Origin of the sequence: Burkholderia sp. AU18528, assembly GCF_002223215.2 — a bacterium.
Taxonomy (GTDB): domain Bacteria; phylum Pseudomonadota; class Gammaproteobacteria; order Burkholderiales; family Burkholderiaceae; genus Burkholderia; species Burkholderia semiarida.
This window is the reverse complement of sequence record NZ_NKFC02000005.1, coordinates 662539-688954: the sequence shown is the minus strand read 5'-3', so window position 1 is coordinate 688954 and position 26416 is coordinate 662539. Positions and strand designations below refer to the sequence as shown.

Annotated in this window: 21 protein-coding genes; 11 read left to right on the top strand and 10 right to left on the bottom strand. The window is 68.2% G+C overall.

From position 1 onward, the window contains the following. Window positions 1-55 precede the first annotated feature (55 nt). On the top strand, window positions 56-388 hold the full coding sequence (locus tag CFB52_RS14810; RefSeq protein WP_099316843.1) for a DUF1493 family protein: 333 nt from the start codon (window positions 56-58) through the stop codon (window positions 386-388). A gap of 4 nt (window positions 389-392) precedes the next feature. Here the strand turns inward: CFB52_RS14810 and CFB52_RS14805 are convergent, their stop codons facing one another. Beyond that, the gene (locus CFB52_RS14805; RefSeq protein WP_099316971.1) at window positions 393-701 is read right to left on the bottom strand and encodes a VF_A0006 family four-cysteine protein; all 309 of its coding nucleotides are present in this window, start codon (window positions 699-701) and stop codon (window positions 393-395) included. Between the two features lie 193 nt (window positions 702-894). Between CFB52_RS14805 and imuA the strand changes: the two genes are divergently transcribed. From imuA to nagE, 8 genes are all read left to right on the top strand, one after another. Beyond that, entirely contained in the window at window positions 895-1602 is a 708-nt protein-coding gene (gene imuA, locus CFB52_RS14800; protein ID WP_060966623.1) for a translesion DNA synthesis-associated protein ImuA, read from the top strand. Beyond that, complete coding sequence (locus CFB52_RS14795) at window positions 1535-3031, top strand: DNA polymerase Y family protein (protein WP_099316842.1); 1497 nt, start codon at window positions 1535-1537, stop codon at window positions 3029-3031. The genes imuA and CFB52_RS14795 overlap by 68 nt, the downstream gene beginning before the upstream one ends. A 6-nt stretch (window positions 3032-3037) precedes the next feature. Then, a complete protein-coding gene (locus CFB52_RS14790) occupies window positions 3038-6256 on the top strand; it encodes an error-prone DNA polymerase (RefSeq protein ID WP_099316841.1) in 3219 nt (1072 codons plus the stop codon). Window positions 6257-6567: 311 nt separating this feature from the next. Then, window positions 6568-7302: a GntR family transcriptional regulator gene (locus CFB52_RS14785; protein WP_099316840.1), complete on the top strand. Its 735-nt coding sequence runs from the start codon at window positions 6568-6570 to the stop codon at window positions 7300-7302. A gap of 123 nt (window positions 7303-7425) precedes the next feature. Continuing rightward, on the top strand, window positions 7426-8529 hold the full coding sequence (nagA, locus tag CFB52_RS14780; RefSeq protein WP_099316839.1) for an N-acetylglucosamine-6-phosphate deacetylase: 1104 nt from the start codon (window positions 7426-7428) through the stop codon (window positions 8527-8529). Further along, window positions 8522-9538 carry an SIS domain-containing protein gene (locus CFB52_RS14775; protein WP_099316838.1) on the top strand — a complete coding sequence of 339 codons (1017 nt, stop codon included), beginning with the start codon at window positions 8522-8524 and terminating at the stop codon, window positions 9536-9538. The genes nagA and CFB52_RS14775 overlap by 8 nt, the downstream gene beginning before the upstream one ends. Window positions 9539-9553: 15 nt before the next feature. After that, window positions 9554-12136, top strand: coding sequence for a phosphoenolpyruvate--protein phosphotransferase (gene ptsP, locus CFB52_RS14770; RefSeq protein WP_099316837.1), 2583 nt, complete (start codon window positions 9554-9556; stop codon window positions 12134-12136). Between the two features lie 87 nt (window positions 12137-12223). Further along, the gene (gene nagE / locus CFB52_RS14765; protein ID WP_180278213.1) at window positions 12224-13984 is read left to right on the top strand and encodes an N-acetylglucosamine-specific PTS transporter subunit IIBC; all 1761 of its coding nucleotides are present in this window, start codon (window positions 12224-12226) and stop codon (window positions 13982-13984) included. A 176-nt stretch (window positions 13985-14160) separates the two neighbouring features. Here nagE and CFB52_RS14760 read toward each other — a convergent pair whose 3' ends face one another. The 7 genes from CFB52_RS14760 to rpoH all read right to left on the bottom strand — a co-directional run bounded on the left by CFB52_RS14760 (window position 14161) and on the right by rpoH (window position 21728). Beyond that, the gene (locus tag CFB52_RS14760; RefSeq protein ID WP_099316835.1) at window positions 14161-16632 is read right to left on the bottom strand and encodes a family 20 glycosylhydrolase; all 2472 of its coding nucleotides are present in this window, start codon (window positions 16630-16632) and stop codon (window positions 14161-14163) included. A 590-nt stretch (window positions 16633-17222) separates the two neighbouring features. Continuing rightward, window positions 17223-17345 carry a cytochrome bd-I oxidase subunit CydX gene (gene cydX, locus CFB52_RS14750; protein WP_006477761.1) on the bottom strand — a complete coding sequence of 41 codons (123 nt, stop codon included), beginning with the start codon at window positions 17343-17345 and terminating at the stop codon, window positions 17223-17225. 69 nt (window positions 17346-17414) lie between these two features. Continuing rightward, a complete protein-coding gene (gene cydB / locus CFB52_RS14745; RefSeq protein WP_059575617.1) occupies window positions 17415-18551 on the bottom strand; it encodes a cytochrome d ubiquinol oxidase subunit II in 1137 nt (378 codons plus the stop codon). A 31-nt stretch (window positions 18552-18582) separates the two neighbouring features. Further along, window positions 18583-20163: a cytochrome ubiquinol oxidase subunit I gene (locus CFB52_RS14740; protein ID WP_059575619.1), complete on the bottom strand. Its 1581-nt coding sequence runs from the start codon at window positions 20161-20163 to the stop codon at window positions 18583-18585. After that, the gene (gene cydP / locus CFB52_RS14735) at window positions 20153-20434 is read right to left on the bottom strand and encodes a cytochrome oxidase putative small subunit CydP (RefSeq protein WP_179231750.1); all 282 of its coding nucleotides are present in this window, start codon (window positions 20432-20434) and stop codon (window positions 20153-20155) included. Before cydP ends, CFB52_RS14740 begins: the two co-directional genes overlap by 11 nt. A 159-nt stretch (window positions 20435-20593) precedes the next feature. After that, the gene (locus tag CFB52_RS35375; protein ID WP_144029744.1) at window positions 20594-20647 is read right to left on the bottom strand and encodes a hypothetical protein; all 54 of its coding nucleotides are present in this window, start codon (window positions 20645-20647) and stop codon (window positions 20594-20596) included. A 145-nt stretch (window positions 20648-20792) separates the two neighbouring features. Further along, window positions 20793-21728: an RNA polymerase sigma factor RpoH gene (gene rpoH / locus CFB52_RS14730; protein WP_059575622.1), complete on the bottom strand. Its 936-nt coding sequence runs from the start codon at window positions 21726-21728 to the stop codon at window positions 20793-20795. A 359-nt stretch (window positions 21729-22087) separates the two neighbouring features. Between rpoH and CFB52_RS14725 the strand changes: the two genes are divergently transcribed. Next, window positions 22088-22657, top strand: a complete 570-nt coding sequence (locus tag CFB52_RS14725) for an acyloxyacyl hydrolase (protein WP_099316834.1) — start codon at window positions 22088-22090, stop codon at window positions 22655-22657. Window positions 22658-22702: 45 nt separating this feature from the next. Next, window positions 22703-23086 (top strand): nuclear transport factor 2 family protein, encoded by a 384-nt coding sequence (locus tag CFB52_RS14720; RefSeq protein ID WP_099316833.1) that lies wholly within the window; start codon window positions 22703-22705, stop codon window positions 23084-23086. A gap of 155 nt (window positions 23087-23241) precedes the next feature. Here CFB52_RS14720 and leuA read toward each other — a convergent pair whose 3' ends face one another. Then, window positions 23242-24888, bottom strand: a complete 1647-nt coding sequence (leuA, locus tag CFB52_RS14715) for a 2-isopropylmalate synthase (RefSeq protein ID WP_060009002.1) — start codon at window positions 24886-24888, stop codon at window positions 23242-23244. Between the two features lie 378 nt (window positions 24889-25266). Continuing rightward, a complete protein-coding gene (gene ybiB / locus CFB52_RS14710) occupies window positions 25267-26238 on the bottom strand; it encodes a DNA-binding protein YbiB (protein ID WP_060312535.1) in 972 nt (323 codons plus the stop codon). Between the last annotated feature and the right edge of the window lie 178 nt (window positions 26239-26416).

The following is a 26416-nucleotide window of genomic DNA, read 5'->3' as shown; positions in this document are numbered from 1 at the left end:
TCGCCGGCGAGACGGTGGCCCACTACAATAGAGTGGCAAGGGAGGGAGATAGGCTATGGTAGATCTTGAGAAAAGGGTGATTGAGTTTGTAAGGAAGAAATCTGGATTACCTATTTCATTCGTGGTTGATGAGATAACGGAAGGTACCGATTTGGATCTGGACTTGAGTTTTGATGATTGTGAGGTCGAGGATCTGATGCGGGAGTATTCGGTGAAATTTAATGTTGATTTAAGTGGATTCGATATAAAAAAATATTACCCGGAAGACGATTCCTCATTTTTAGACTTGATCAATCCATTCAAGAAAAAAGTGATCCATCGTGTTCCGGATCTGAATGTTCGAATGCTGATCGCATCGGCAAAAGCGGGACGCTGGCTCTACGACTGACCGCTCACATCTCCCCGCGCCGCGAGCAGATCGACATGATCTGCTGGATCGCGTAGTTGTCGCGCACACCCGGCAGCGACTGCACGACGCATTCGTGAAAGCGCCGTTCGCGCGGCAGCAGCATCGCGTTGTTGCGGTACAGCGCGTCGCACGAGCGCTGGATCAGCTGCGCGGCGGCGCCGTTGCGGCTCTCACGTAGCGCATTGAGCATGCAGTCGTCGTATTGCGCGTTGCCGTCGGTCAGCGCGAAGGCTGCTCCTGGCAGTACCAGCGCAATGGTCGCGCATGCGATTGCACGAATCGTTCGTTTCAAGTCTCCTCCGATGGTGTGGATCGGGTCGGCGGACAGCATAACGTAAAGCGGTCAACGCGGCTGGCGCGTTGCGCCCGAACCGGCGCGCCGGCTTTTCCCCGGTTTCCTCCGACGAAAACCGGTTTCGTACCAGTACTGTGCGACGCGGACGCATTGCCATATACTGTATATCCATACAGTTGTGGGTGGCGTCATGCTCGCATCCTCCATTACTCCCGAATCCCTTCATCCGTCCCTCTGGCGCGGCTCGCAGCTCGCGCGCGGCGGTCCCCGCACGGTCGAAACGGGCTTCGCGCCGCTGTCCGCCGAGTTGCCGGGCGGCGGCTGGCCGGTCGGCGGTCTCGTCGAACTGCTGGCCGCGCAGCCCGGCTGCGGCGAGATGCGGCTGCTCGCGCCCGCGCTCGCCCGCACCGTCAGCGCGCGGCGGCCGCTTGCGCTCGTCGCGCCGCCGCAGGCGCCGCATGCCACCGCGCTCGCCAGTCTCGGCGTGCCGGCCGACGCGCTGCTGTGGCTGCGCGCCGGCAGCCGCACCGATGCGCTGTGGGCCGCCGAGCAGGCGCTCAAGACCGGCTGTTGCGGCGCGCTGCTGCTCTGGCAGGATGCGCGGCCCGATGCGCTGCGGCGTCTGCATCTCGCGGCCGCGCGCACGGGCGACACGCTGTTCGTGATGCTGCGTCCGCTGTCGGTCGCGCGGCAGCCGTCGCCGGCCGTGCTGCGCGTCGCGCTGCATCCGGTGCCGGGCGGCGTATCGCTCGACATCGTCAAGCGTCGCGGGCCCGCGCGCAGCGAGCCGCTCGTGCTCGATTTGCCGTCACCCATCGTGGAGAGCCGCTATGCGCGTCTTGCTCGGCATCCATCTGCCGCGCCTGCCGCTCGACGTGTGCGTCCCGCCGCCGTCTGATGCAGCAGCCGGCGAGGCCAGCGAGGCCGGCTGTGCGGTGCTCGAGCAGGGTGTCGTGCTGATCGCCGATGCGGCCGCGCGCCGGCAGGGCGTACGTGCGGGCATGAAGCGCGGCGGCGTGCTCACGCTCGCACCCGCGACGCAGCTCGTCGAACGCGATCCCGCCCGCGAAGCCGATGCGCTGCGCGCGGTCGCGCTCGCGTTGCTGCGCTTCTCGCCGTGCGTCGCGCTCGACGACGAAGCCACGCTGATCGTCGACGTCGGCCCGAGCCTGCGCCTGTTCGGCGGCCTGCCGTCGCTGTGCCGCCAGGTGCGGGCGACGCTCGCGGCGCTCGGCTATGCGGTGCGCCTGTCCGCCGCGCCGACCGGACGCGGCGCGTGGCTGCTCGCGCGCACGTCGGCGCGCGCCCGCATCCGGCGGCGTGTCGCGCGTCAGGCCTCGCTCGTCCGCACGCTCGACCGGCTGCCCTGTGTGCTGCTGCCCGATGCGCGCCCATATGCGGGCTGGTTCGACGGTCTCGGCTGCCGCACGCTCGCCGATCTGCGCCGCCTGCCGCGCGCGGGGCTGCAGCGGCGCTGCGGTCCCGCGCTGCTGGCCGTGCTCGATCGTGCATACGGTGAAGCGGTCGAGCCGCTTGCGTGGATGGCGGTGCCGCCGGTATTCGACGTGCGGCTCGAATTGGCGGAGCGCGTCGAATACGCGGAAGCCGTGCTGTTCGCCGCGCGGCGGCTCGTCGTGCAGCTATGCGGCTGGCTGGCCGCGCGGCAACTGTCGCTGGCCGCGATGACGTTCGATCTCGAGCACGAGCGCGGCCGTCAGGCCGTGCCGCCGACGCCGCTCGCGCTCGCGTTCGCCGCACCCGTGCGCGACGAGGTGCATTTCATGCGGCTGCTCGGCGAGCGGCTCGCGCGCGTCGAGTTGCCGGCCGCGGTGATCGCGGTGCGGCTGAAGGCCACGCGCGTCGAATCGATCGCGCCGCCGGCCGACGATCTTTTTCCGGAGCCGGGCGGTACGCGGGAAACCCGCGAGCGGTTGCTCGAACTGCTGGTCGCGCGGCTCGGCGCGGACAACGTGCTGCGCGCGGCGCCCGTCGCCGATTACCGGCCCGAGGCCGCGAACCGCTGGCTGCCGCTCGATGCGCAAGCGGGCAAGCCGGCCGCCGGTCCGCCCGCTGCGCCGCCGCGTCCCGCGTGGTTGCTGGCCGAACCGTTGCCGCTGCTGATGCGCGGCGAGCGGCCGGTATTCCATACGCCGCTCCGGATGATGTCGTCGGCCGAGCGAATCGAAGCCGGGTGGTTCGACGGGCAGTTGATCGCACGCGATTACCACGTCGCGCAGGACGAAGAGGGCGCGTGCTACTGGGTATTCAAGGAGCGGACGAGCAGTCAGGCGGCCCCGCGCTGGTTTCTGCACGGTTTGTTCGGGTGAGCGGAGATGGTTGCGGAATTCAGTTTGCTGCCCGATTACGCGGAGTTGTTCTGCCGCTCGAATTTTTCGTTCCTGCATGGCGCGTCGCATGCGGAAGAACTGGTCGAGCGCGCGGCGGAACTCGGCTATCGCGGGATCGCGATCACCGACGAGTGTTCGCTCGCCGGCGCGCCGCGCATGCATGTCGCCGCGAAGGCGAAAGGGCTGCCGCTCGTCGTCGGTTCGTATTTCGACGTCACGCCGGATGAAGTCGCGCCCGGCCACGATCCGGGCCCCGGTGCGTTCGGGCTCGTGCTGCTCGCGCAGAACCGCGACGGGTACGGCAATCTCTCCGAGCTGATTTCATGGCGGCGGATGGCGGCGCCGAAGGGCACTTACACGCTGACGTCGCGGATGCTGTCGGCGCCGCCGGCGGAGTTTGCCCACTTGCGCGGGATGCCCGACTGCTTCGCGATCCTCGTGCCGACGTATCCAGTGCGGGCGGACGTGCTCGATGCGCAGGTCGCCTGGTTTCGCGCGACGTTCGGCGAGCGCGCGCGGCTCGGGCTCGTGCAGTTGCAGCGTGCGCTCGACGGCGCGCAGCGCGACGAGATTCGTGCGGCCGGCAAACGGCGCGGCGTGCGGATCGTCGCGCTCGGCGACGTGACGATGCACCGGCGTTCGTGCAAGGCGTTGCAGGACGTGATGACGGCGATTCGCATCGGCATGCCGGTGGCCGAGTGCGGGTATGCGCTCGCGCCGAATGCGGAGCAGCATCTGCGTGCGCGTGGACGGATAGCGAAGCTGTTTTCGCCGCAAGAGATTGGTGAAACCTGCGCGATGCTCGATGCGTGCGATTTCGATCTCGGCAAGCTGCGCTACGAATATCCCGACGAGATCGTGCCGAAGGGGCTCACGCCGACGCGCTATCTGGAACAGGAAACCCGGGCGGGCGCGGCCGTGCGTTATCCGAACGGCATCCCGGAAAAGGTAGAGAAGCTGATCCGCCATGAACTCGACCTGATTGCGAAGCTGAGTTACGAACCGTTTTTCCTGACCGTCTACGACATCGTCAAATACGCGCGCAGCCAGAATATCCTGTGCCAGGGCCGCGGCTCGGCCGCGAATTCGGTCGTCTGCTATTGCCTCGGCATCACCGAGGTCGATCCCGATCAGAGCACGATGCTGTTCGAGCGCTTCATCAGCGAGAAGCGGGGCGAGCCGCCCGACATCGACGTCGACTTCGAGCATCAGCGTCGGGAAGAGGTGATCCAGCACATCTACGAAAAATACGGGCACGACCGCGCCGCGCTCGCGGCCGCCGTCTCGACGTATCGCCCGCGTGGCGTGCTGCGCGAAACCGGCAAGGCGCTCGGCGTCGATCCGATGCTGGTCGATCGGGTCGCGAAGGGGCATCGCTGGTTCGACGGCAGCCGCGATCTGCTGCAGCAATTCGCGTCGACCGGGCTCGATCCGGCGACGCCCATGATCAAGGCATGGGCCGAACTGGCGGGGCGCTTGCTCAATTTTCCGCGTCACCTGTCGCAGCATTCGGGCGGCTTCGTGATCAGTCGCGGCAAGCTCACGCGGCTCGTGCCGGTCGAGAACGCGGCGATGGACGGGCGGCGCGTGATCCAGTGGGACAAGGACGATCTCGAGGCGCTCGGGCTGATGAAGGTCGACGTGCTCGCGCTCGGCATGCTGTCGGCGCTGCATCGCGCGTTCGACCTGCGCACCGCGTGGCGCGGGCCGCCGGAACCGGACGGCGAACCGTTCACGCTGAAACACATTCCGCAGGATGACAAGGAGACCTACGACATGATCTGCCGTGCCGATACGGTCGGCGTGTTCCAGATCGAATCGCGCGCGCAGATGTCGATGCTGCCGCGGCTGAAGCCGCGCAACTACTACGATCTCGTCGTCCAGGTATCGATCGTGCGGCCCGGCCCGATCCAGGGCGGCGCGGTGCATCCGTACCTGAAGCGGCGCAGGATCGTGGCCGGCGAAGAGGAGGGCGAGGTCACGTATCCGAGCGACGCGCTCAAGGAAGTGCTCGTTCGCACGCTGGGTGTGCCGATCTTCCAGGAGCAGGTCATGCAGATCGCGATCGTCGCCGCGGGTTTTACGCCTGGCGAAGCGGATGACTTGCGTCGCGCGATGGCCGCATGGAAGCGCAAGGGCAATCTCGAGAAATATCAGGACAAGATCATCAGCGGGATGCTCGAACGCAACTACACGCGCGAATTCGCCGAACAGATCTTCGAGCAGATCAAGGGCTTCGGCGAATACGGCTTCCCCGAAAGCCACGCGGCCAGCTTCGCGAAGCTCGCGTACGCGAGCAGCTGGCTCAAATGCCACGAGCCCGCGATCTTTCTCGCCGCGCTGCTGAACAGCCAGCCGATGGGCTTCTATCCGCCGTCGCAACTCGTGCAGGATGCGAAGCGCCATCGCGTGAAGGTGCTGCCGATCGACGTCACGCAAAGCGGCTGGGAGGCGTCGCTCGAAGCGCTGCCCGATCAGCCGCCTCCACATGGCCAACCAGCCGTGCGGCTCGGCCTGTCGCTCGTGCGCGGCCTTGGCGAAGCCGCCGCGCGGCGCATCGAAGCCGCCCGCGCCGCCGGCCCGTTCGACACCGTGAACAGCCTCGCCCGCCGCGCGCAGCTCGAGCGCCGCGATCTCGAAGCGCTCGCCGCCGCGAACGCGCTCGCGACGCTCGCCGGCCATCGCCGCGATGCGTTGTGGCAGGCCGTCGCCGCGGCGCCGGAGCGCGACCTGCTGGCCGCCGCGCCGATCGACGAGGCGGAGCAGCCCGCGCTCGGCGCGCCGTCGGAAGCCGACGACATCCTCGCCGACTATCACACCACCGGCCTCACGCTGAACCGCCACCCGGTCGCGCTGCTACGGCCGGCGCTGCGCGCGCAGCGCCTGTCGTCCGCGGCCGAGTTGCGCGATCGTCCCGACGGCCGGCTCGCGCGCGCGTGCGGGCTCGTGATCGCACGGCAGATGCCGGGCACCGCGAAAGGCGTGATGTTCATGACGCTCGAGGACGAAACGGGCTGCGTGAACGTAATCGTCCGGCCCGAGCTGCTCGCGCGGCAGCGCCGCGAAACGCTCGATTCGCGGCTGCTCGCGGCGGCCGGCGTGTGGCAGGTCGTCAGCGACGTGAGGCACCTCGTCGCGCAGCATTTCGAGGATCTGACGCCGTTGCTCGGCGGGCTGCGCACGTCGAGCCGCGAATTCCACTGACGCTTGCATCGCGCAGGCCTGCTCGGCAGGTGCATACCAGTTGGCCTAACTGGTTCTATTCCGGTCTCATCTTCACGCCCGAAATCTGGTCGAACCGTGCACTCGAACTGTCCCCTTGCATACCACTTCGGGTAAATCCCTATCCCGCACCGCATTGTAAACAAAGGCTTTCCCGCTACTAAAACGCTTGCCGTGCAAGGCTTTCGGCGGTTTCCGCGGCGCTAATACCAGTTCGTTGACTGGTATTATGGTGGTTATATAATGCATTCACTTTCGACGGTCCGAGATCGTTGTCCGACACGCGGAGGCACATGGAAACCGGCTGGGCCGAACTGGCGCCCGATCCCCTCGACGACACGCCGCTCTATCTGCAGCTCGCCCGTAGTCTGGCGAGCGCGATCCACGCCGGCGCGTGGCGGGCCGGCGAGGCGCTGCCGTCGGAGCGGCTGCTGTCGGTGTCGGTCGGCGTATCGCGGATCACCGCGCGTCGTGCGCTCGCGCTGCTGGTCGAGCAGGGCCTGATCAAGCGGGCGCGCGGCGCGGGCAGCTTCATCACGCCGCGCGTCGCCGATCCGCTGTCGCGTCTCGTCGGCTTCACCGCGAAGATGCGGCAGCGCGGCTTCGTGCCCGATTCGGTGTGGCTGTCGCGCACGCTGCGCGCCGCGAGCCGCGACGAGCTCACGCATCTCGGCCTCGCGCCCGGCGCGACGGTGGCGCGGCTCGAACGGCTGCGCCGCGCGGACGGCATCGTGATGGCGGTCGAGCATTCGACGCTGCCGGCCGCGGCGGTGCCCGATCCGCAGGTGCTCGGCGCGTCGCTGTACGAATACCTCGAGGCGCGCGGCATGACCGTGGTGCGAGCGCTGCAGCACTTTCGCGCGGCGAACGCGACGCACGCGATCGCGAAATGGATGGCGGTGAAGCCGGGCTCGGCGCTCCTCGTGATCACGCGCATCGGCTACGGCGTCGACCAGCGCGCGATCGAAGTGACCGAAACGTATTGCCGCGACGACTACTACGACTTCGTCGCCGAACTGAAACGCTGACGCGCGCGACTGCCTGCGCACCTCGCGCGATCGCGATGGAACGCAATCGCGCGCAATGAATCGCAACGAATTGGCCAATCGCGACGCGGATGCCCGCGTCACCCGATCATCAAGAGACACGTCATGCTGACTGGCAACATCCTCACCCCCGACGGCTGGATTCACGGCTCGCTCGATAGCGAGAACGGCCGCATCACCACGCTCGACGGCACGCCCGTCGATCCCGCGACGAACGACGCGCCGTACATCCTGCCCGGCTTCATCGACCTGCACGTGCATGGCGGCGGCGGCGCCGACGTGATGGAAGGCGGCGACGCGATCGAAACGATCGCCCGCACGCATGCGCAATTCGGCACGACGAGCCTGCTCGCGACGACGATGACCGCGCCGCGCGACGAGCTGATGGAGGTCGTCGCGAATCTCGGCACCGTCGCGCGCACGCGCACGCCGGGCGGCGCACGGGTGCTCGGCGTGCATCTCGAGGGGCCGTACATCAACCCCGGCAAGCTCGGCGCGCAGCCCGACGCGGCCGTGTCGGCCGTGCTCGACGAAGTGCTGAAGTACCTGTCGATCGCGCCGATCCGCGTCGTCACGCTCGCGCCGGAAATCGCGGGCCACATCGAGATCATCGGCGAGATGGCCGCGCGCGGCGTGCGCGTGCAGCTCGGCCATTCGCTCGCGACCTACGACGATGCGGTCGCCGCGCTCAAGCACGGCGCGTGCGGCTTCACGCACCTGTTCAACGCGATGTCGCCGCTGCATCACCGCAACCCGGGCCTCGTCGGCGCGGCGCTCGCGCATGCCGAATACGCGGAAATCATTCCCGATCTGCTGCACGTCCATCCGGGCGCGATTCGCGCCGCGCTGCGCGCGATCCCGCGCCTGTACGTCGTGACCGACAGCACGTCCGCCACCGGCATGCCCGACGGCGAGTACCGGCTCGGCAGCCAGCACGTGACGAAATGCCTCGGCGGCGTGCGGCTCGCCGACGGCACGCTCGCCGGCAGCACGCTGACGATGGACCAGGCGCTGCGCAACCTCGTGTCGCTCGGCCTGCCGATCGCCGACGTGTCGAACCGGATGTCGCGCTACGCGGCCGACTACCTCGGCATCGCCGATCGCGGCCGCCTCGCGCTCGGCGCATGGGCCGACCTCGCGGTGTTCGATCGCGACCTGAACCTCACCGCGACCTACGTCGAAGGAGAATCGATTGTCGAATATGCTTAAGGAAGCGCGCGAGTCCGCCCAGGTCGTCGCCGCGCAACTCGCCGACACCGCGCGCGTCGAAGCGCTCGCCGGCCAATTGCTCGATCACCCGCCGGCCGTCGCGCTGACGGTCGCGCGCGGCAGCTCGGATCATGCCGCCAGCTATTTCGCGAGCCTGACGATGAGCCGCCTCGGCGTGCCGGTCGCGTCGCTGCCGATGTCGGTCGCGACGCTGCAGCAGGCGCCGCTGAAGGTGCAGGATCAGCTCGCGATCGCATTCTCCCAGTCGGGCAAGAGCCCCGATCTCGTCAACACGATGGCCGCGCTGCGCGAAGCCGGCGCGCGCACGGTCGCCGCCGTGAACGTGCTGCCGTCGCCGCTCGCCGACGCGTGCGAGCACCAGTTGCCGCTGCTGGCTGGCCCCGAATTGTCGGTCGCGGCGACCAAGAGCTATATCGCGATGCTGTCGGCCTCCGCGCAGATCGTCGCGTACTGGCAGCGCGACGCCGCGCTCGTCACCGCATTGCGCGGCCTGCCCGACGTGCTCGCGCAGGCCGGCCGGCTCGACTGGTCGGCGGCCGTCGCCGCGCTCGCGGGCGTCGAGCGGATGATCGTGATCGGCCGCGGCCTCGGCCTCGCCATTGCGCAGGAAGCCGCGCTGAAGCTGAAGGAAACGTCCGGCATCCAGGCCGAGGCATTCTCGAGCGCCGAAGTCCGTCACGGCCCGATGGAGCTGATCGACCGCGACTATCCGCTGCTCGTGTTCGCGCCGCCCGGGCCGGAACAGGCCGGGCTGCTGCAGCTCGCCGCCGACATGCGCGCACGCGGCGCCGCCGTGCTGCTCGCGGCGCCCGCCGGCACGCCCGACGTAAAGGGCACCGTGCTGCCGCTCGCGCAGTCCGCCCATCCGGCGCTCGACCCGATCGCCGCCATTCTTTCGTTCTACGTGATGGCGGCGGATCTCGCCGTCGCGCGCGGCCGCAATCCCGATACGCCGCGCCACCTGAACAAAGTCACCGAAACGCACTGATAGCCGAGAAAGCCGATGAGACGCGCCGAGGAGTCCCAGTTGAAGAGCCCCACCCACGATCAGATCATCCTGCTCAGCCCGTTGACGGGGCCGATCGTCGCACTGGCCGACGTGCCCGATCCGGTGTTCTCCGGCGGGATGTTCGGCGACGGCATCGGCATCGACCCGCTCGCGGGCCGGCTCGTCGCGCCGTGCGCGGGCGTCGTGTCGCATCTCGCGCGCACCGGCCACGCGGTGACGATCACGACGCCGCAAGGCGCGGAAGTGCTGCTGCACATCGGCATCGACACCGTCGAGCTGAACGGGCAGGGCTTCATCGCGCACGTCGAAGCCGGCGCACGCGTCGAAGCGGGCGCGTTGCTGATCGAGTTCGACCAGGACGCGGTGGCGCGTCACGCGCATTCGCTCGTGTCGGTGATCGCGATCGCGAATTCCGATGCGTTCGAGGTGGTCGACCGCGCGAGCGGTTTCGCGACGGCCGGCGAGACGCCGTTGCTCGTGCTGCGCGGCAAGGGCGAAGCCGCCGCGCAGGCGGCGCAGGCCGGCGCGGCCGCGCACAACGAAGTGCGCCGCGAGATCGTGCTCGCGCAGCCGGGCGGCCTGCATGCGCGGCCGGCCGCGCGGGCGCGCGAAGCCGCGCGCGGGTTCGACGCGAGCGTCGACGTGCTGTTCGACGGCCGCAAGGCGTCGATCGCGAGCGTCGTCGGTCTGCTCGGTCTCGGCGCCGGCGAAGGCGCGACGGTCGAACTGGTCGGCCGCGGCGCGCACGCGCAACAGGCCGTCGATGCGGTCGAGCGCGAGCTGTTGCGCGAGGCGCACGGCGAAGTGGAGGAAAAGCCGGCGCGGCTGAAATCGCCCGCGCCGCAAACCATCGTGCACGCGACCGGCGCGGCGCTCGACCCGAACACGCTCGCCGGCGTGTGCGCGGCGCCCGGCATCGCGGTCGGCACGCTGGTGCGTCTCGACGATGCGGACATCGTGCCGCCCGAACAGGCGGCCGGAACGCCCGCGTCCGAAAGCCGCCGGCTCGACCAGGCGCTGAAGGCGGTCGACGCCGAACTCGCCGAAACGGTTCGCAACGCGTCGGCGCGCGGCGCGGTCGGCGAGGCGGGGATTTTCGCGGTGCATCGCGTGCTGCTGGAAGACCCGACGCTGATCGACGCGGCGCGCGACCTGATCAGCCTCGGCAAGGGTGCCGGCTTCGCGTGGCGCGAGACGATCCGCACGCAGATCGACACGCTGTCGAAGCTCGACGACGCGCTGCTCGCCGAGCGCGCGGCCGACCTGCGCGACATCGAGAAGCGCGTGCTGCGCGCGCTCGGCCACACGAATGGCGCGGCGCGCACGCTACCCGACGAAGCCGTGCTCGCGGCCGACGAATTCACGCCGTCCGACCTGTCGTCGCTCGATCGCGAGCGCGTGACCGCGCTCGTGATGGCGCGCGGCGGCGCGACGTCGCACGCGGCGATCATCGCGCGGCAGCTCGGCATCCCGGCGCTGGTGGCGGTCGGCGATGCGCTGTACACGATTCCGGACGGCACGCAGGTCGTGGTCGATGCGAGCGCGGGCCGGCTCGAACACGCGCCGACCGCGCTCGACGTCGAGCGCGCGCGGCACGAGCGCCAGCGCCTGGACGGCGTGCGCGAGGCGAACCGGCAACAGGCCGGCGTTGCGGCCGCGACCGTCGACGGCCGCGCGATCGAGGTCGCCGCGAACATCGCGACGCTCGACGACGCGAACACCGCGGTCGACAACGGCGCCGATGCGGTCGGCCTGCTGCGCACCGAACTGATGTTCATCCACCGCCAGGCCGCGCCGACCGTCGTCGAGCACCAGCAGAGCTACCAGTCGATCGTCGACGCGCTGCAGGGCCGCACGGCGATCATCCGCACGCTCGACGTCGGCGCGGACAAGGAAGTCGACTACCTGACGCTGCCGCCCGAACCGAACCCGGCGCTCGGGCTGCGCGGCATCCGTCTCGCGCAGGTGCGCCCCGATCTGCTCGACGATCAGTTGCAGGGCCTGCTCGCGGTGAAACCGTTCGGCGCGGTGCGCATCCTGCTGCCGATGGTGACCGACGCGGGCGAACTCGTGCGGCTGAGGAAGCGCATCGACGAATTCGCGCGCGCGCAGGGCCGCACCGAGCCGATCGAGGTGGGCGTGATGATCGAGGTGCCGTCGGCCGCGCTGCTGGCCGACCAGCTCGCGCAGCATGCGGATTTCCTGTCGATCGGCACCAACGACCTCACGCAATACACGCTCGCGATGGATCGCTGCCAGGCCGATCTCGCCGCGCAGTCCGACGGCCTGCATCCGGCCGTGCTGCGCCTGATCGACATCGCGGTGCGCGGCGCCGCGAAGCACGGCAAGTGGGTCGGCGTATGCGGCGCGCTCGGCGGCGATCCGCTCGCGGTGCCGGTCCTGGTGGGCCTCGGCGTGACCGAGCTGTCGGTCGATCCGGTGTCGGTGCCGGGCATCAAGGCGCGTGTGCGCCGTCTCGATTACCAGTTGTGCCGTCAGCGCGCGCAGGATCTGCTCGCGCTCGATTCGGCACAGGCGGTAAGGGCAGCAAGCCGCGAGGTCTGGCCGCTCGACTGAGCGTCGTCGGCGGGCTCGCGGCCCGTTTTACTACGAAAGCAATTAGGTCAACGACGCTTAACGACGAGACATGGATTGGAGGATCGAATGGACGGGAATCCGTTTCTGAAAATACAGGGCCTGGGTCGGGCGCTGATGCTGCCGATCGCGGTATTGCCGGTCGCCGGCATCCTGCTGCGGCTGGGCCAGCCGGACGTGTTCAACATCAAGATGATCGCCGACGCCGGCGGCGCGATCTTCGACAACCTGCCGTTGCTGTTCGCGATCGGCGTGGCGGTCGGCTTCGCGAAGGACAACAACGGCGTGGCGGCGCTCGCGGGCGCAATCGGCTACCTGATCGAAACCGCGATCATGAAGGACATCGATCCCAAGCTGAACATGGGCGTGCTGTCCGGGATCATCGCGGGTGTCGTCGCGGGGCTGCTGTACAACCGCTACAAGGACATCAAGCTGCCGGACTACCTCGCGTTCTTCGGCGGCAAGCGGTTCGTGCCGATCATCACGGGGCTGGTGTGCGTGATATTGGGCATCGCGTTCGGGTACGTGTGGCAGCCGATCCAGCATGCGATCGACGCGGCCGGCCAGTGGCTGACGACGGCGGGCGCGATCGGTGCGTTCGTGTTCGGCTTCCTGAACCGGCTGCTGCTCGTCACCGGCCTGCACCACATCATCAACTCGCTTGCATGGTTCGTGTTCGGCAACTTCACGCCGCCGGCCGGCGGCGAAATCGTGCACGGCGACCTGCACCGCTTCTTCGCGGGCGATCCGACCGCGGGCACCTTCATGGCCGGCTTCTTCCCGATCATGATGTTCGGCCTGCCGGCCGCGTGTCTCGCGATGCTGCACGAAGCGCCGAAGGAGCGCCGCGCGATGGTCGGCGGCCTGCTGTTCTCGATGGCGCTGACGTCGTTCCTGACCGGCGTGACCGAGCCGATCGAATTCAGCTTCATGTTCCTCGCGCCGGTGCTGTACGTGATCCACGCGGTGCTCACCGGGCTGTCGCTCGCGATCTGCCAGATCCTCGGCGTGAAGCTCGGCTTCACGTTCTCGGCCGGCGCGATCGACTACGTGCTGAACTACGGGCTGTCGACGAAGGGCTGGATCGCGATCCCGCTCGGCATCGCGTACGGCGTCGCGTACTACGGGCTGTTCCGCTTCTTCATCCGCAAGTTCAACATGGCCACGCCGGGCCGTGAGCCGGCCTCGGCCGATGCGGCCACGGAATCGTACGCATCGGGCGGCTTCGTCGCGCCGGCCGCGGGCGCGGCTGCAACGGCCGCCGCACCGCGCGCGCAACGCTACATCGCCGCGCTCGGCGGGGCGGCCAACCTGTCGGTCGTCGACGCGTGCACGACGCGCCTGCGCCTGAGCGTCGTCGATCCGGAAAAGGTATCGGAGCCGGAACTGAAGTCGATCGGCGCACGCGGCGTGCTCAAGCGCGGCGGCAACAGCGTGCAGGTGATCATCGGGCCGGAGGCCGACATCATCGCCGACGAGATGCGCGCCGCGATCGGCAGCGGCGCGGCAGCGACGGCGCCGGCCGCCGCCGCGCAGCCCGTCACGGGCGCGGCCGCCGGCCCGCTCGATCCGGAGCCGACGCGCTGGCTCGCGGTATTCGGCGGCGCGACCAACGTCGTGTCGCTCGATGCGGTGGCCACCACGCGCCTGCGCGTGGTCGTGCGCGATCCGTCGGCGGTCGATCGCGAGCGTCTCGGCGCACTCGACGTCGCATGGGTGTCGCTCGACACGTTCCATATCGTCTGCGGCAACGCGGCCGCACGCTATGCCGAACAGCTCGGCGCGCGCCTGCCGCCGTCGGGCGGCGGGGCGGCGGCACAACCGGCGTGAGGCGGTGAAGCCGGCCGGAGCCGCGTGGCGGGTCCGGCCGGGGATGAAACGAAAAACGGCTTGCGACGCGTACGTCGCAAGCCGTTTCTTCTTTGGCGCGGGCAATGCTCGATGCGCGACAGGCGATGCGTGGGCCCGCTTCGCCTGACGCGCCGACTGCCAGGCCGTTCAACCGTTCACGGATTCGTCAGCGTGAAGGTCGGTTTCCGGTAGCCGATGCCGGCCCGGTCGAGCTTCGGCAATTCGCGTTGCGTGAGCAGCGTCGCGAAGCCGGCCCAGTCGCGCTGCAGCGCGGCGATGTCGACGTGGTGCGTGTCGCCGCGCTTGAAGCGCACGCCGGCCGCATACGGCAGCTCCCAGTCGGCCCGGTGCCACGCGCGCTCGGCCAGCGCGAGCAGCCGCGGGTAGGTCATGTATTCGAGGAAGGTGTCGTTGCGCATCACCTCGCCCCACGCCTGGCCCTGCATGCCCTCGATGCGCGGCGCGGGGCCCGTGCCCGTCACCTCGAACGCGTTGCCGTCGCGGTCGCCCATCACCTCGGCGTTCTGCGGCAGATTCTCCGGCGCGAGCGAGAACACCTTGTACTCGTCGGTCGCGTGCGAGCCCCAGTAGTAGCCGCGCTCGCGCGGATTGAGCGTGTACGGGAAGTCGAAGTACAGGTAGTCGGGCAGCGCGAGCACCGTCTGGTAGCCCTTGCCGCTCAGATCGCGCGCGCTGTCCGACGCACCCCAGAAGATCGTGTCCCACAGCGACACCATCACGTGGCGCGTGCTGAAATCCCGCGGCCCGTTCGCATGCTTGATGCCGTCCTGCCACGCGGCCATCGTGCCGATCCCGTTCGCGTCGACCGCCGCGCTCACCTGTTTCGCGAAGCGCGTCGGCAGCTCGTCGATCGACTTGATCTCACCGCGCTGGAGCAGCGCCGTGCACGCGGGCGACCGCGCCCACGGCTTGTCCTGCGCGGCCAGATCGATGCGCCCCTTGTTCGGGTCGGTGCCGTTCAGCGGCTGGAAGCCGCCGCCGAGGAAGATGTTCTTCGCTTCGTCGCCACCGTAGTGCCAGGTCTGCAGCGGCGCCTGCGCGTCCGCGTGCATCGCCGCGATCTCGCGGATCACCTTCGACGCGAAGTTCAGCGCGCCCGGCACGCATGGGTTCAGGTCGCTGCGCCGGTCGTAGAACTGCACCGTCGTCAGGTTCGTCGTGTCCTGCGGGTCGAGCAGCCGATACGCGTTCGCTTCCTGCTCGCGGCCGGCCGCATGCAGCCGCCGGTAGCGCGCCTCCATCGTCACGACGGCAGCCCGTGCGTGCGCGGGCATGTCGATCTCGGGGATGATCTGCACGAAACGCGCGGCCGCGTAGCGCACGAGCGTCACGTAGTCGTCGCGCGTCAGGTAGCCGCCGCCCGAGCGGTTGTCGGGGCCGGAGCCGAGCTGCGGCAGCAGGCAGCGCGTCTCGTCCGGGTCGTGACAGCGGCGCGAGCCGATCTCGGTCAGCTCGGGCAGGCCGGGAATCTCGATGCGCCAGCCCTCGTCGTCGGACAGATGCAGGTGCAGCCGGTTGAGCTTGTACGCGCTCATCTGGTCGATCAGGCGGCGCAGCGTCGCCGGCTGCTTGAAGTTGCGCGCGAGGTCGACGTGCATGCCGCGATGCGTGAAGCGCGGCGCATCCTCGACGAGCATCGCGGGAATCGGGCCGCCGCCGGCCGGCGCGAGCGAGTAGAGCGTCTGCACGCCGTAGTAGAGGCCCGCGCGATCGTAGCCTTCGATCAGCACGCCGCGCGGCCCGATCGCGAGCCGGTAGCCGCCCGGTGTCGCGAGGTCGGCCGGCAGCCGGCGCGGCGCGACGAAGCCGCGAACCGGCACGCGTGCGCCGTCGAGCCCGAGCGTCGTCGCGCGCTCGCGCAGCGCCGCGACTTGCGCGTCCGGCAGGTCCGGCAGCGCGAGTTCGACGCCGCGCAGCTCGAGCGTGCCGGGCAGCGGCAGTTCGCGCTTCACGCTCGGCAGCGCGCGGCCCGGATCGGGCCGTGCGGCCACGGGCGGCGCGTTGCCGGTCGAATTGTTCTGCGCGTCGGCCGGCAGCGATTCGACGTAGCGCAGCTCGTTGTCGGTATCGTTGTAGCGCAGCACGGCCGGCGGCGCGCCGTCGACGACGACATACGGGCGCGGAATCACGTCGCTGTAACGCAGCAGCCAGTATTCGGCGACGAACGGCAACTCGATGCGCTCGCCGGGCGCGAGCCGCACCGAGCCCGGTTGCGGCGTCAGTTCGTACAGGTCGCCGGTGAGCCGTCGCAGCGCGAAGCCCGGGCGGTCGATCCGCAGCAGGCGGCGGATGCTGTGCAGGTAGAGCTTCCAGCCGCCGTCGGCGATCGCCTGGTGGCCGCGGTTCTGCAGGATCAGGCGGCCCGTCGCGCAGGCCGCGCCGTCGGCGCCGAGATCGGCGCAGGGTACGCCCGCGGCGGCCGCATGGTTGTTGTCGACGGCCACGCGCAACGCGAGCCCGTTCGACAGCACCGTCGCGAGGCTGGCTGCTTGCGCGGCGCCGGCGGTCGCGCCGGCGGCGGGCGACGCCGGTACCGCGGCGATCGCGGTGGGGGGCAGCACCGCGAGCAGCAGACCGGCAATGAGGGATGGCAAGGTACGCTTCATTCGAACTCCTGAGAAAAAGAGGGCGTGGCGGCGTCGTGACGCGACGTCGCTGCGATCGGGTCTTTCAGTGGAGCTGCGGGAGATGCCTGCACGCGGGGCGATGCGGCTGCACCGCGCGCATTCGGCACGCGGGAGCGTGCGTTACGGAACGGGAGGCGGGCATGCGTGCCGATCGGATCGGCGCGGCCGCGTGCGCGGATTCATCGGCGGCGCGCGGCAACCGCCGCGGCGACGACGCGGCCGCGGCCGACGGCATGCGTGCGGCCGCACGGGATCGCGACGACGGCGCGCGCCGCGGCACACGGACGTCGACACGGCGCGCACGGGCACGCCACACACGGGATTCGCATGTCTCCCCACCCAGAAGGAATCGGCCTGTCAGCGGCCGTGTCCAACGATCTTATGAAACCTTTTATTGGTATTCAAGTGGTATCAATCTGGCGCTAAATTGGCATCGATGCACGACGCCTGCCCGCGCGCGGCCAGGACGAAAAAAAACCTCGCGTGAAGCGAGGTTCTTTCCCTTCCGGGCGGTGGCGGCGCGCGATCGGCGCGCGCGTCACGCGTCAGTGCGCCGGTGCGCCTGTGCGTCAGTCGCGGCGTGCCCGCACGGGCGCTTCCTGCGTCTTCTGCCGCGCTTCGAGCCACATCGCGTTGACGATGCCGAACGACAGCGCGACGCCGATACCGAGAATCCAGCTGAAATACCACATGGTCCGACTCCTTGCGAAACGGTGGAACGGCGGGCGAGGCGCCCGCGCGCCCCGACCCGGTTCAATGCATCAATACATCGAGTGCTTGTTCTCTTCGAGCGTCTGGTGCGTGACCTTCCCGCGCATCACGCGATACACCCAGCTCGTGTAGATCAGCACGATCGGCAGGAACACGATCACCGCGAACAGCATCACCTGCAGCGTCATGTGGCTCGACGTCGAATCCCACACGGTCAGGCTGCTGCGCGGGTCGAGCGACGACGGCATGATGAACGGGAACATCGAGAAGCCCGCGGTCAGGATCACGCCGGCGATCATCAGGCCGGTGCAGAAGAACGCCGTCTTTTCCTGCTTCGAGCCGGCGAGCAGCAGCGCGAGCACGCCGCCCGCGATCCCGACGACCGGCGCCGCGATCATCCACGGATAGTCGCCGTAGTTCGCGAGCCACAGGCCCGAACCGGCGGCGACGTCCTTGAGCAGCGGGTTCGCGACGGTGTCGGTCGGCGCGGCGTGGGTGATGTGGAAGCCGCCGATGTAGGAGGCCACCAGCACGCCGGCCAGCACGAACAGCACGACCGCGAGGAACGACGCCACGCGCAGCGCGATCGACGCACGGCGCGCGATCGCGCCGTCGGTCTTCATCTTGATGAACGCCGCGCCGTGCGCGACGAGCATCGTGAGGCTGACGAGCCCGCACAGCAGCGCGAACGGGTTCAGCAGCGCCCAGAAGCCGCCGTAGTAGGTCACGCGCAGGTCGCTGTCGAACTTGAACGGCACGCCCTGCAGCAGGTTGCCGAACGCGACGCCGAACACGAGCGCCGGCACGAAGCCGCCGGCGAACAGGCCCCAGTCCCAGCCCGCGCGCCAGCGCGGGTCCGGCCGCTTGCTGCGGTAGTCGAAGCCCACCGGCCGGAAGAACAGCGCGAACAGCACGAGCAGCATCGCGAAGTAGAAGCCGGAGAACGACGCCGCGTAGACGAGCGGCCAGGCCGCGAACATCGCGCCGCCGGCCGTGATCAGCCACACCTGGTTGCCTTCCCACGTCGCGCCGACCGTGTTGACGATGATGCGGCGCTCCTCGTCGGTCTTGCCGAGGAACGGCAGCAGCGCGGTCGCGCCCATGTCGAAGCCGTCGGTGACGGCGAAGCCGATCAGCAGCACGCCGACGAGCACCCACCAGATCAGCTTGAGAGTTGCATAGTCCATAGCGATTCCTTGTTCGGTTGCGAGGGCGTGTTCAAACCGCGGCCCGCTCGCCGGCAGCGGCGAGTTCGTGGTGATAGCGGCCGGTATGCAGCGACGACGGGCCGAGGCGCGCGTACTTGAACATCAGCTTGATCTCGATGACGAACAGCGCGGTGTAGAACAGGATGAAGCCGGCGAGACTCAGGTACAGGTCGCTCGGCTGCAGGCTCGACGCGGACAGGTGCGTCGGCAGCACGCCGGCGATCGTCCACGGCTGGCGGCCGAGCTCGGCGACGATCCAGCCGAATTCGATCGCGATCCACGGCAGCGGGATCGCCCACACCGCGTAGCGCAGGAACCAGCGGCGGTTGTCCTGCAGCAGTTGCCGGCGCGCGCAGAACCAGAACGCGGCAACGAACGTCGCGACGAACAGGAAGCCGAGGAACACCATGATCCGGAACGAGAAGAACACCGGCGCGACGGGCGGGATCGTCTTCTTCGCGGCGGCCTTGATCTGCTCGGGCGTCGCGTCGGTCACGTTCGGCGTGAACTGCTTGAGCATCAGCCCGTAGCCGAGATACTGCTTGTGCTGGTCGAACAGCGCGCGCGTCGCGTCGCTCGTGTCGCCCTGCTTGATCTTCTGCAGCGCACCGTACGCGATCATCCCGCTCTGGATGTGCTCCTCGCTGTGCTTCGCGAGGTCGCGCAGGCCGATCACGGGTTCGTCGATCGAGCGCGTCGCGATCAGGCCGAGCGCGTACGGGATCTTGATCGCGTAGTCGGTGCGCTGTTCCTCCTGGTTCGGGATGCCGATCAGCGTGAACGACGCGGGCGCCGGTTGCGTTTCCCATTCGGATTCGATCGCGGCGAGCTTCATCTTCTGCACTTCGCCGGTCGTGTAGCCCGATTCGTCGCCGAGCACGATCACGCACAGCGTGGCCGCGAGGCCGAAGCCGGCCGCGACCGCGAACGAGCGCAGCGCGAAGTCGACGTCGCGCTTCTTCAGCAGGTACCACGACGACACGCCGAGCACGAACATCGCCGCCGACACGTAGCCGGCCGACACGGTATGCACGAACTTCACCTGCGCGACCGGGTTGAACAGCACGTCGAACAGGCTCGTCATCTCCATGCGCATCGTCTGGTAGTTGAATTCGGCACCGACCGGGTTGTTCATCCAGCCGTTCGCGACGAGGATCCACAACGCGGACAGGTTCGAGCCCAGCGCGACGAGGAACGTGACGATCAGGTGCTTGACCTTCGACAGGCGGTTCCAGCCGAAGAAGAACAGGCCGACGAACGTCGATTCGAGGAAGAACGCCATCAGGCCTTCGACCGCGAGCGGCACGCCGAAGATGTCGCCGACGTAGTGCGAGTAGTACGACCAGTTCGTGCCGAACTGGAATTCGAGCGTGATGCCGGTCGTCACGCCCATCGCGAAGTTGATCCCGAACAGCTTGCCCCAGAACTGCGTCATGTCCTTGTACACCTGTTTGCCGGTCATCACGTAGACGGCTTCCATGATGACGAGCAGCCAGGACAGGCCGAGCGTCAGCGGCACGAACAGGAAGTGGTAGAGCGCCGTGATGCCGAACTGCAGACGCGACAGATCGACGACTTCGCTACTTATCATGGTGGTCTCCCTCGGTGGGTGCAGGCGCCGGCACCGAGAGCAGCTTCTCGGCCACGGCGGCAGGCGGCAACGACATGTGCTCGGCCTGCGGATGATTGAAGAATGCGTATTTGAGCGACATCAGGAGGATCAGCTTGACGATCAGCACCAGGGTGATGTCGCGGGCGAGGGTCGGTCCGCGTGCCCATGCGGCGATGCGCGCGCGCCAGCCGATCGGGCCGGCCGGCCGCGAGGGCGGCGCAGGCTCTTTATTGATCGAGATCAAGGCGATTATCCTGAATCGATTTACGACGGATTGGGGGCGACTTTACGTCGGATTGATGACGGCCGTGAAGCTGTTTTAATCCTTTTGCGCCTGACGTGCCAATTTTAAAAGGACTGCTTTCCGATGCCGAGTGCTGCGCTGCGGCAGACCGTCGCGAAACAGGGGTTAAAAATTGAGGTGGATCAAGGTTATGCGGATGAGCGCTGCAAATAGCGCAATACTGGATGAATCAGTTCAATTAACGGGGTGGGAAACGGGGCGTGAAACGCGCTGAAAAGCGCGTCAAAAGCAGCGGAAAACGGACGAAAAAAAACCGCTGCCGGTCGGGCAGCGGTTTCGATGCAGTGCTCTGAATCGCCGGGATTTACGCGTATTCGGCGAGGGCCGTGCGCATCTTTTTCATCGCGCTGGCTTCGATCTGGCGGATGCGTTCCGCCGACACGCCGAATTCGGCGGCGAGATCGTGCAGCGTCGAGCCGCCCGAGCCGTCGTCGTCCACCTGCAGCCAGCGCGCCTCGATGATGCGGCGGCTGCGCGCGTCGAGCGCGTCGAGCGCTTGCGCGATGCCGTCCGTCTGCAGCATGTCGCGCTGACGCGCGGCGAGCACGGCGGTCGGCTCGTTGTGCGAGTCGGCCAGATAGGCGATCGGCGCGTACGACTCCTCGCCGTCGTCGACCTGCCCTTCGAGCGCGATGTCGCCGCCCGACAGGCGCGTTTCCATCTCGGTGACTTCCTCGCGCTTGACGTTGAGCTCCTGCGCGAGGCCGTCGATTTCCTCGGGCGTCATCGCCTGCATGCTCTTCTTGTGGCTGCGCAGGTTGAAGAACAGCTTGCGCTGCGCCTTCGTCGTCGCGACCTTCACCATGCGCCAGTTGCGCAGGATGTACTCGTGGATCTCGGCCTTGATCCAGTGAATCGCATACGACACCAGGCGCACGTTTTGCGCCGGGTCGAACCGCTTCACGGCTTTCATCAGGCCGATGTTGCCTTCCTGGATCAGGTCGCCGTGCGGCAGGCCGTAGCCGAGGTAGTTGCGCGCGATCGACACGACGAGACGCAGGTGCGACAGCACGAGCCGGCGCGCCGCGTCCAGGTTGTTGTCCTCGCGGAATTCGGTTGCGTACCGGCGTTCCTCTTCGGCGGTCAGCAGCGGAATGCGATTGACGGCCTGGATGTACGCGTCGATGTTGCCGAGCTGGCCGGGCAACATCGATTGGGCTGCGAGCGCCAGCGAGCCTGCCGATTCGGCCTTGGCCGGCGTCGGGCGCAGGGTGTTCGGGAGGGTCAGGGCGTTGCTCACTAAAAACTCCTTTGGAATCAGGGGCAAACCCCCGGTCTCGGTTGAGATTCCGGAGGCCATCTTAGCACTCCCGCAAGATGAGTGCTAATTCCTTAGAGGCCAGGGGGGCATCCAAGTTCCCTGTTTTCTATCGAATCAGTCGAGCCGATAGTCTATTCTGCGACAAGGCCTCCGCCGCGAAGTTCCGTAAGCCGTTGTTTCTGATGGGAATCGGGAGACGATTTCGATTTTTGTCGTTTTGGAAGCAAACAATTTCGCTTCGTGATGCCGATCCGAAAAGTCCTTTACCATACCATTCAGTTCGCTCGGGCCGGGCCGTCGCGGCAGGCTCCATTCAACCCACAAAGTTGGAGTGTCAGATGAACAATAAGAAGAACCGTCGGCCCCGCGGCCGGGTGGTGCTGCACGCGACGCTGGCGGCGTCTCTCCTGGGCGGATCGGGTGCGGCTTTCGCGGATCGCTGGGGAATCCAGGCGGGCGGCGGATTTTCCGATCGCCACGGGATCGACAAGGCCGATCTCGGCGTGGTCTGGGATCCGGGCTGGAACTGGTGGGAAATCGGCGGCTGGCACTTCGCGTTCGTGATGGAAGGCCATGTCGGCTACTGGCACACCGGCGGCAACGTGCACGCCAACATCGGTGAATTCGGCGCGACGCCGATGTTCCGTTTCATCAAGAGCGCGGGCCAGGTTCGCCCGTTCGTCGAGGCCGGCGCCGGCATCCGGTTCCTTACGCATCCGACGATCTCGAACAATCTGTCGCTGTCGACATCGTTCCAGTTCGCGGACGTCGTCGGCGTCGGCGCGCAGTTCGGCCAACGGCAACAGTATCAGGTTGGTTACCGTTTCCAACATGTGTCTAACGCGGGTATCAAAGAGCCGAATCCTGGTATAAATTTCCACCAGTTCTACCTGCAGTACAACTTCTGATCCGCACGCCGGCGCACGGCGGGCGCGTTGCCGAGGAGTCAGGCGATGGCGAAGGTGGTCGATGCGATCCGCGCGCTCGAGCGCGATCGGTTCCGGGCGATGGTCGACGGGGACGGCGAGGCGCTCGACGCGCAATTGTCGGACAAGGTGTTCTTCGTGCACACCAACGGCAAACGCGAAACGAAGCAGCAGTTCATCGACGCCATCGTCGCCGGCCGCCGCCGCTATCGTCAGATCGAGGTCCAGTCGCAGGACCTGCTGCCCGTCGGCGATGCCACCTGCGTCGTGACCGGGCGCGCGTTGATCGAGATGGAAACGAACAATGGCGGCCTCGTGTTTCCGATCGCGTACACGGCCGTGCACATGCACGAGCACGGGCAGTGGCGGCTGCTCGCGTGGCAGGCGACGCGGTGCGCGACCGAAACATGAGCGCGGGTGGCGCCCCCGGGTAGTGTCCCTTTTCATGCCTCGACCGAAGCGGCCTTCTGAGCCGCTTTTTGCTGCCTCGTGCGGCGCGGATCGCGCGGCGCACGGGCGGTCACGCACCGCTCGCTGACATTCAACCCTGCATCGAAGCCCGGCGCTCAGGCCGCCGCGCGGCGATCCGCGCAGTGCCATGCCGAGCGGTTGATCGCGCTGACGAGCGCATCGAGCGCCGCGCTCGCCGCATCGGCGTGCACGCCGACGCCGTGCCGCAGCGGCGCGTCGCCGACCCGGCAGCCGACCGATACCGCGATCCGGCCGTCCGCGGCGCGCACGTGTTCGCACGACGCAATGTCGACGGCGGCGCCGGCGGCCGTCGCAAAGGCCGCGGCGAAATGTCGCACGGTGTCGTCGGGCGTCGCGTCGGCGGCGGGCGCCGCCGCGATCTCGCGGTTCCGCCAGCGCGCGCCGCTGCCGTGGCGTGCGGCCGGGCCGTCGGTTTCGAGGAATTCGCGTGCGAACAGCGCGCAGATCGCGTCGCCCGTCACTTCCTCGCCCGACGCGTCGGCGAGCGTCTGCACCGCCTGGCTGAATTCGATCTGCACGCGGCGCGTCGGCGTGAAGCCCATCCCGCGTTCGAGCAGGAACGTCGCGCCGCCCTTGCCGGACTGGCTGTTCACGCGGATCACCGCGTCGTAGCTGCGGCCGAGATCGGCCGGGTCGATCGGCAGGTACGGCACTTCCCAGACCGCGTCGGCGCGCTGCTGCGCGAAGCCCTTGCGGATCGCGTCCTGGTGCGAGCCCGAAAACGCGGTGAACACGAGGTCGCCCGCGTACGGGTGGCGCGGATGCACCGGAATCTGGTTGCAGCGCTCGACGACGCGGCGCACCGCGTCGATGTCGGAGAAATCGAGGCCCGGGTCGATGCCTTGCGTGTAGAGGTTCAACGCGAGCGTGACGAGATCGACGTTGCCGGTGCGCTCGCCGTTGCCGAACAGGCAGCCCTCGATGCGGTCGGCGCCCGCGAGCAGCGCGAGTTCGGCCGCCGCGACCGCCGTGCCGCGATCGTTGTGCGGATGCACGGAGAGCACGATGCTGTCGCGATACGCGAGGTTGCGGTCCATCCATTCGATCTGGTCGGCGAACACGTTCGGGGTCGCGGCTTCGACGGTGGCCGGCAGGTTGACGATCATCTTGTGGTCGCGGGTCGGACGCCACGTCTGCGCGACCGCGTCGCAGATCTCGCGCGCGAACGTCAGCTCGGTCATGCTGAAGGTTTCCGGCGAGTACTGGAACGTCCAGTGCGTATCGGGGCGCGCGGCGGCGTGTTCCTTGATGATGCGCGTGCCGTCGATCGCGAGCGCCTTCACGTCGTCCTTCGACATCCCGAACACGATGCGGCGGAACGACGGGCAGACCGCGTTGTACAGGTGCACGATCGCGCGCGGCACGCCTTCGAGCGCGTCGAACGTGCGCGCGATCAGGTCTTCGCGCGACTGCACGAGCACCTCGATCGTCACGTCGTCGGGAATCCGCTTGTCGTCGATCAGCTTGCGGACGAAATCGAAGTCGGTTTGCGACGCCGACGGAAAGCCGACTTCGATTTCCTTGAATCCGATCGCGACCAGCATCTCGAAGAACTCGAGCTTCTGCTCGATGCTCATCGGCTCGATCAGCGACTGGTTGCCGTCGCGCAGGTCGGTGCTCATCCACACGGGCGCGCGCTCGATGGTGCGGGCCGGCCAGCGGCGGCCATTGAGGCGGACGGGCTCGAACGGACGGTACTTGTCTTGCGGATTGCGCATCATCTTCTGGACCTCGGGTCTCAAGTCGCGAGCGAAGACGGGCGGCATGGGCGATGGTTGGCGCTGCCTCGCACCCCCGGCGCGCGATGGCGCCATGGATGCGGATGATCTTCGCGAATCGGCCGACGGATGGACGGACGAAGGCTGACGACTTCGGGTTGTAAAAACTGCGAGAGGGGTACGGCGAGGAACTGCTGGGAGGACCGTGCGGACAGCACACGGCGCTACGACAGCCTTAGGCTAGTCGTAGCGATAGCGGCCGCGCTAGGCGGCCGGAGGTAATTCGGAGGGTGTTCGGAAAGGAACGCATGACGCCAACTCTATGCCAGGATGCGCTCCCGTGTCAAATATCGGGATAACGGGGCGGGCGCCGCCGCGCCGTCAGCGCGCGACGCGGGCGATCCGCACGATCGTCGCGACCTGCCGCGCGACCGTGTCGGGCACCGGCACCTCGCCGCGCAGCACGGCGTCCGTCCACGCGGCCGTGGTGGCCGCATCGCGCGACTCGGGCAGCGCGACGGGCGGCGCGTCGGTCGACGAACGCTCGGCGTCGATCAGCGTGTCGCACACGCCGTCGTGCAGCCAGTCGACCTGCACCTGGCGCCGCGTGTCGGCCACCGCTTCGCCTTCTGTGCCGCGCGCGAGCAGCGCACCGCCGAGCGCGGCGTCCGGATGATCGCGGAACAGCTGCGCGAGGCTGTCGCGGTACGGCGGGTGCGTGTAGTTGACGAGCCGCAGCCCGGCCGGCGCGAACGGCTGCAGAATCTTCACGAGCGTATGCGTCGAGTTGCGCACGCCGAGCACGCTGCGCATCGACAGCAGGTGCGCGATGCGCGGCGCGAGCACGTCGATCGGCGCGAATGCGACGCGGCGTTCGGCGAGCGTGTCCTCGATCGCATCGTGCGACGTCGACGGCGCGAGCGACAGCGCCGAGAAGATCTCCGCGCTCGTCACGCGGCCCGGATCGCGCTCCACCCCATGCACGAGCACCGGCACGCCTTCGCGCGCGAGCAGCAACGCGAGCAGCGGCACGAGGTTCGGCTGCTTGCGCGCGCCGTTGTAGCTCGGGATCGACACCGGGCGGAACGCGGCGTCCTGCACGTGCACGGGCTCGAACGACGCCTGCGCGGCGGCGAGCATCGCGGCCAGCTCGTCGGCGGATTCGCCTTTCAGCCGATAGGCGATCAGGATCGCGCCGAGTTCGAGGTCCGACACGCGCGCATCGAGCATCGCGCGATAGAGCTCGAACGTGTCCTCGGCGGACAGGGCGCGCGCGCCGTTCGGGCCGCGGCCGATTTCCTTGATGAAGCGGGCGCAAGGGAACGGGGCGGCGGGATCGTGGGAAGCGGTCATCGGAACGTGGGGCGGGCGGCCGGCGTGGGGCCGCGCGGTGAGCGGTGAGGAATGCCCCGAGTATCGCACGGGCGCGGCCGCGCATCGCGCCGCGCTACACTCTGGTTCCCGGTGCCGCGCGCACCGGCTGCGCCGCGCCCGTGCCGCCGCCGGCCGAATACGACCAAAAGCGAGACAT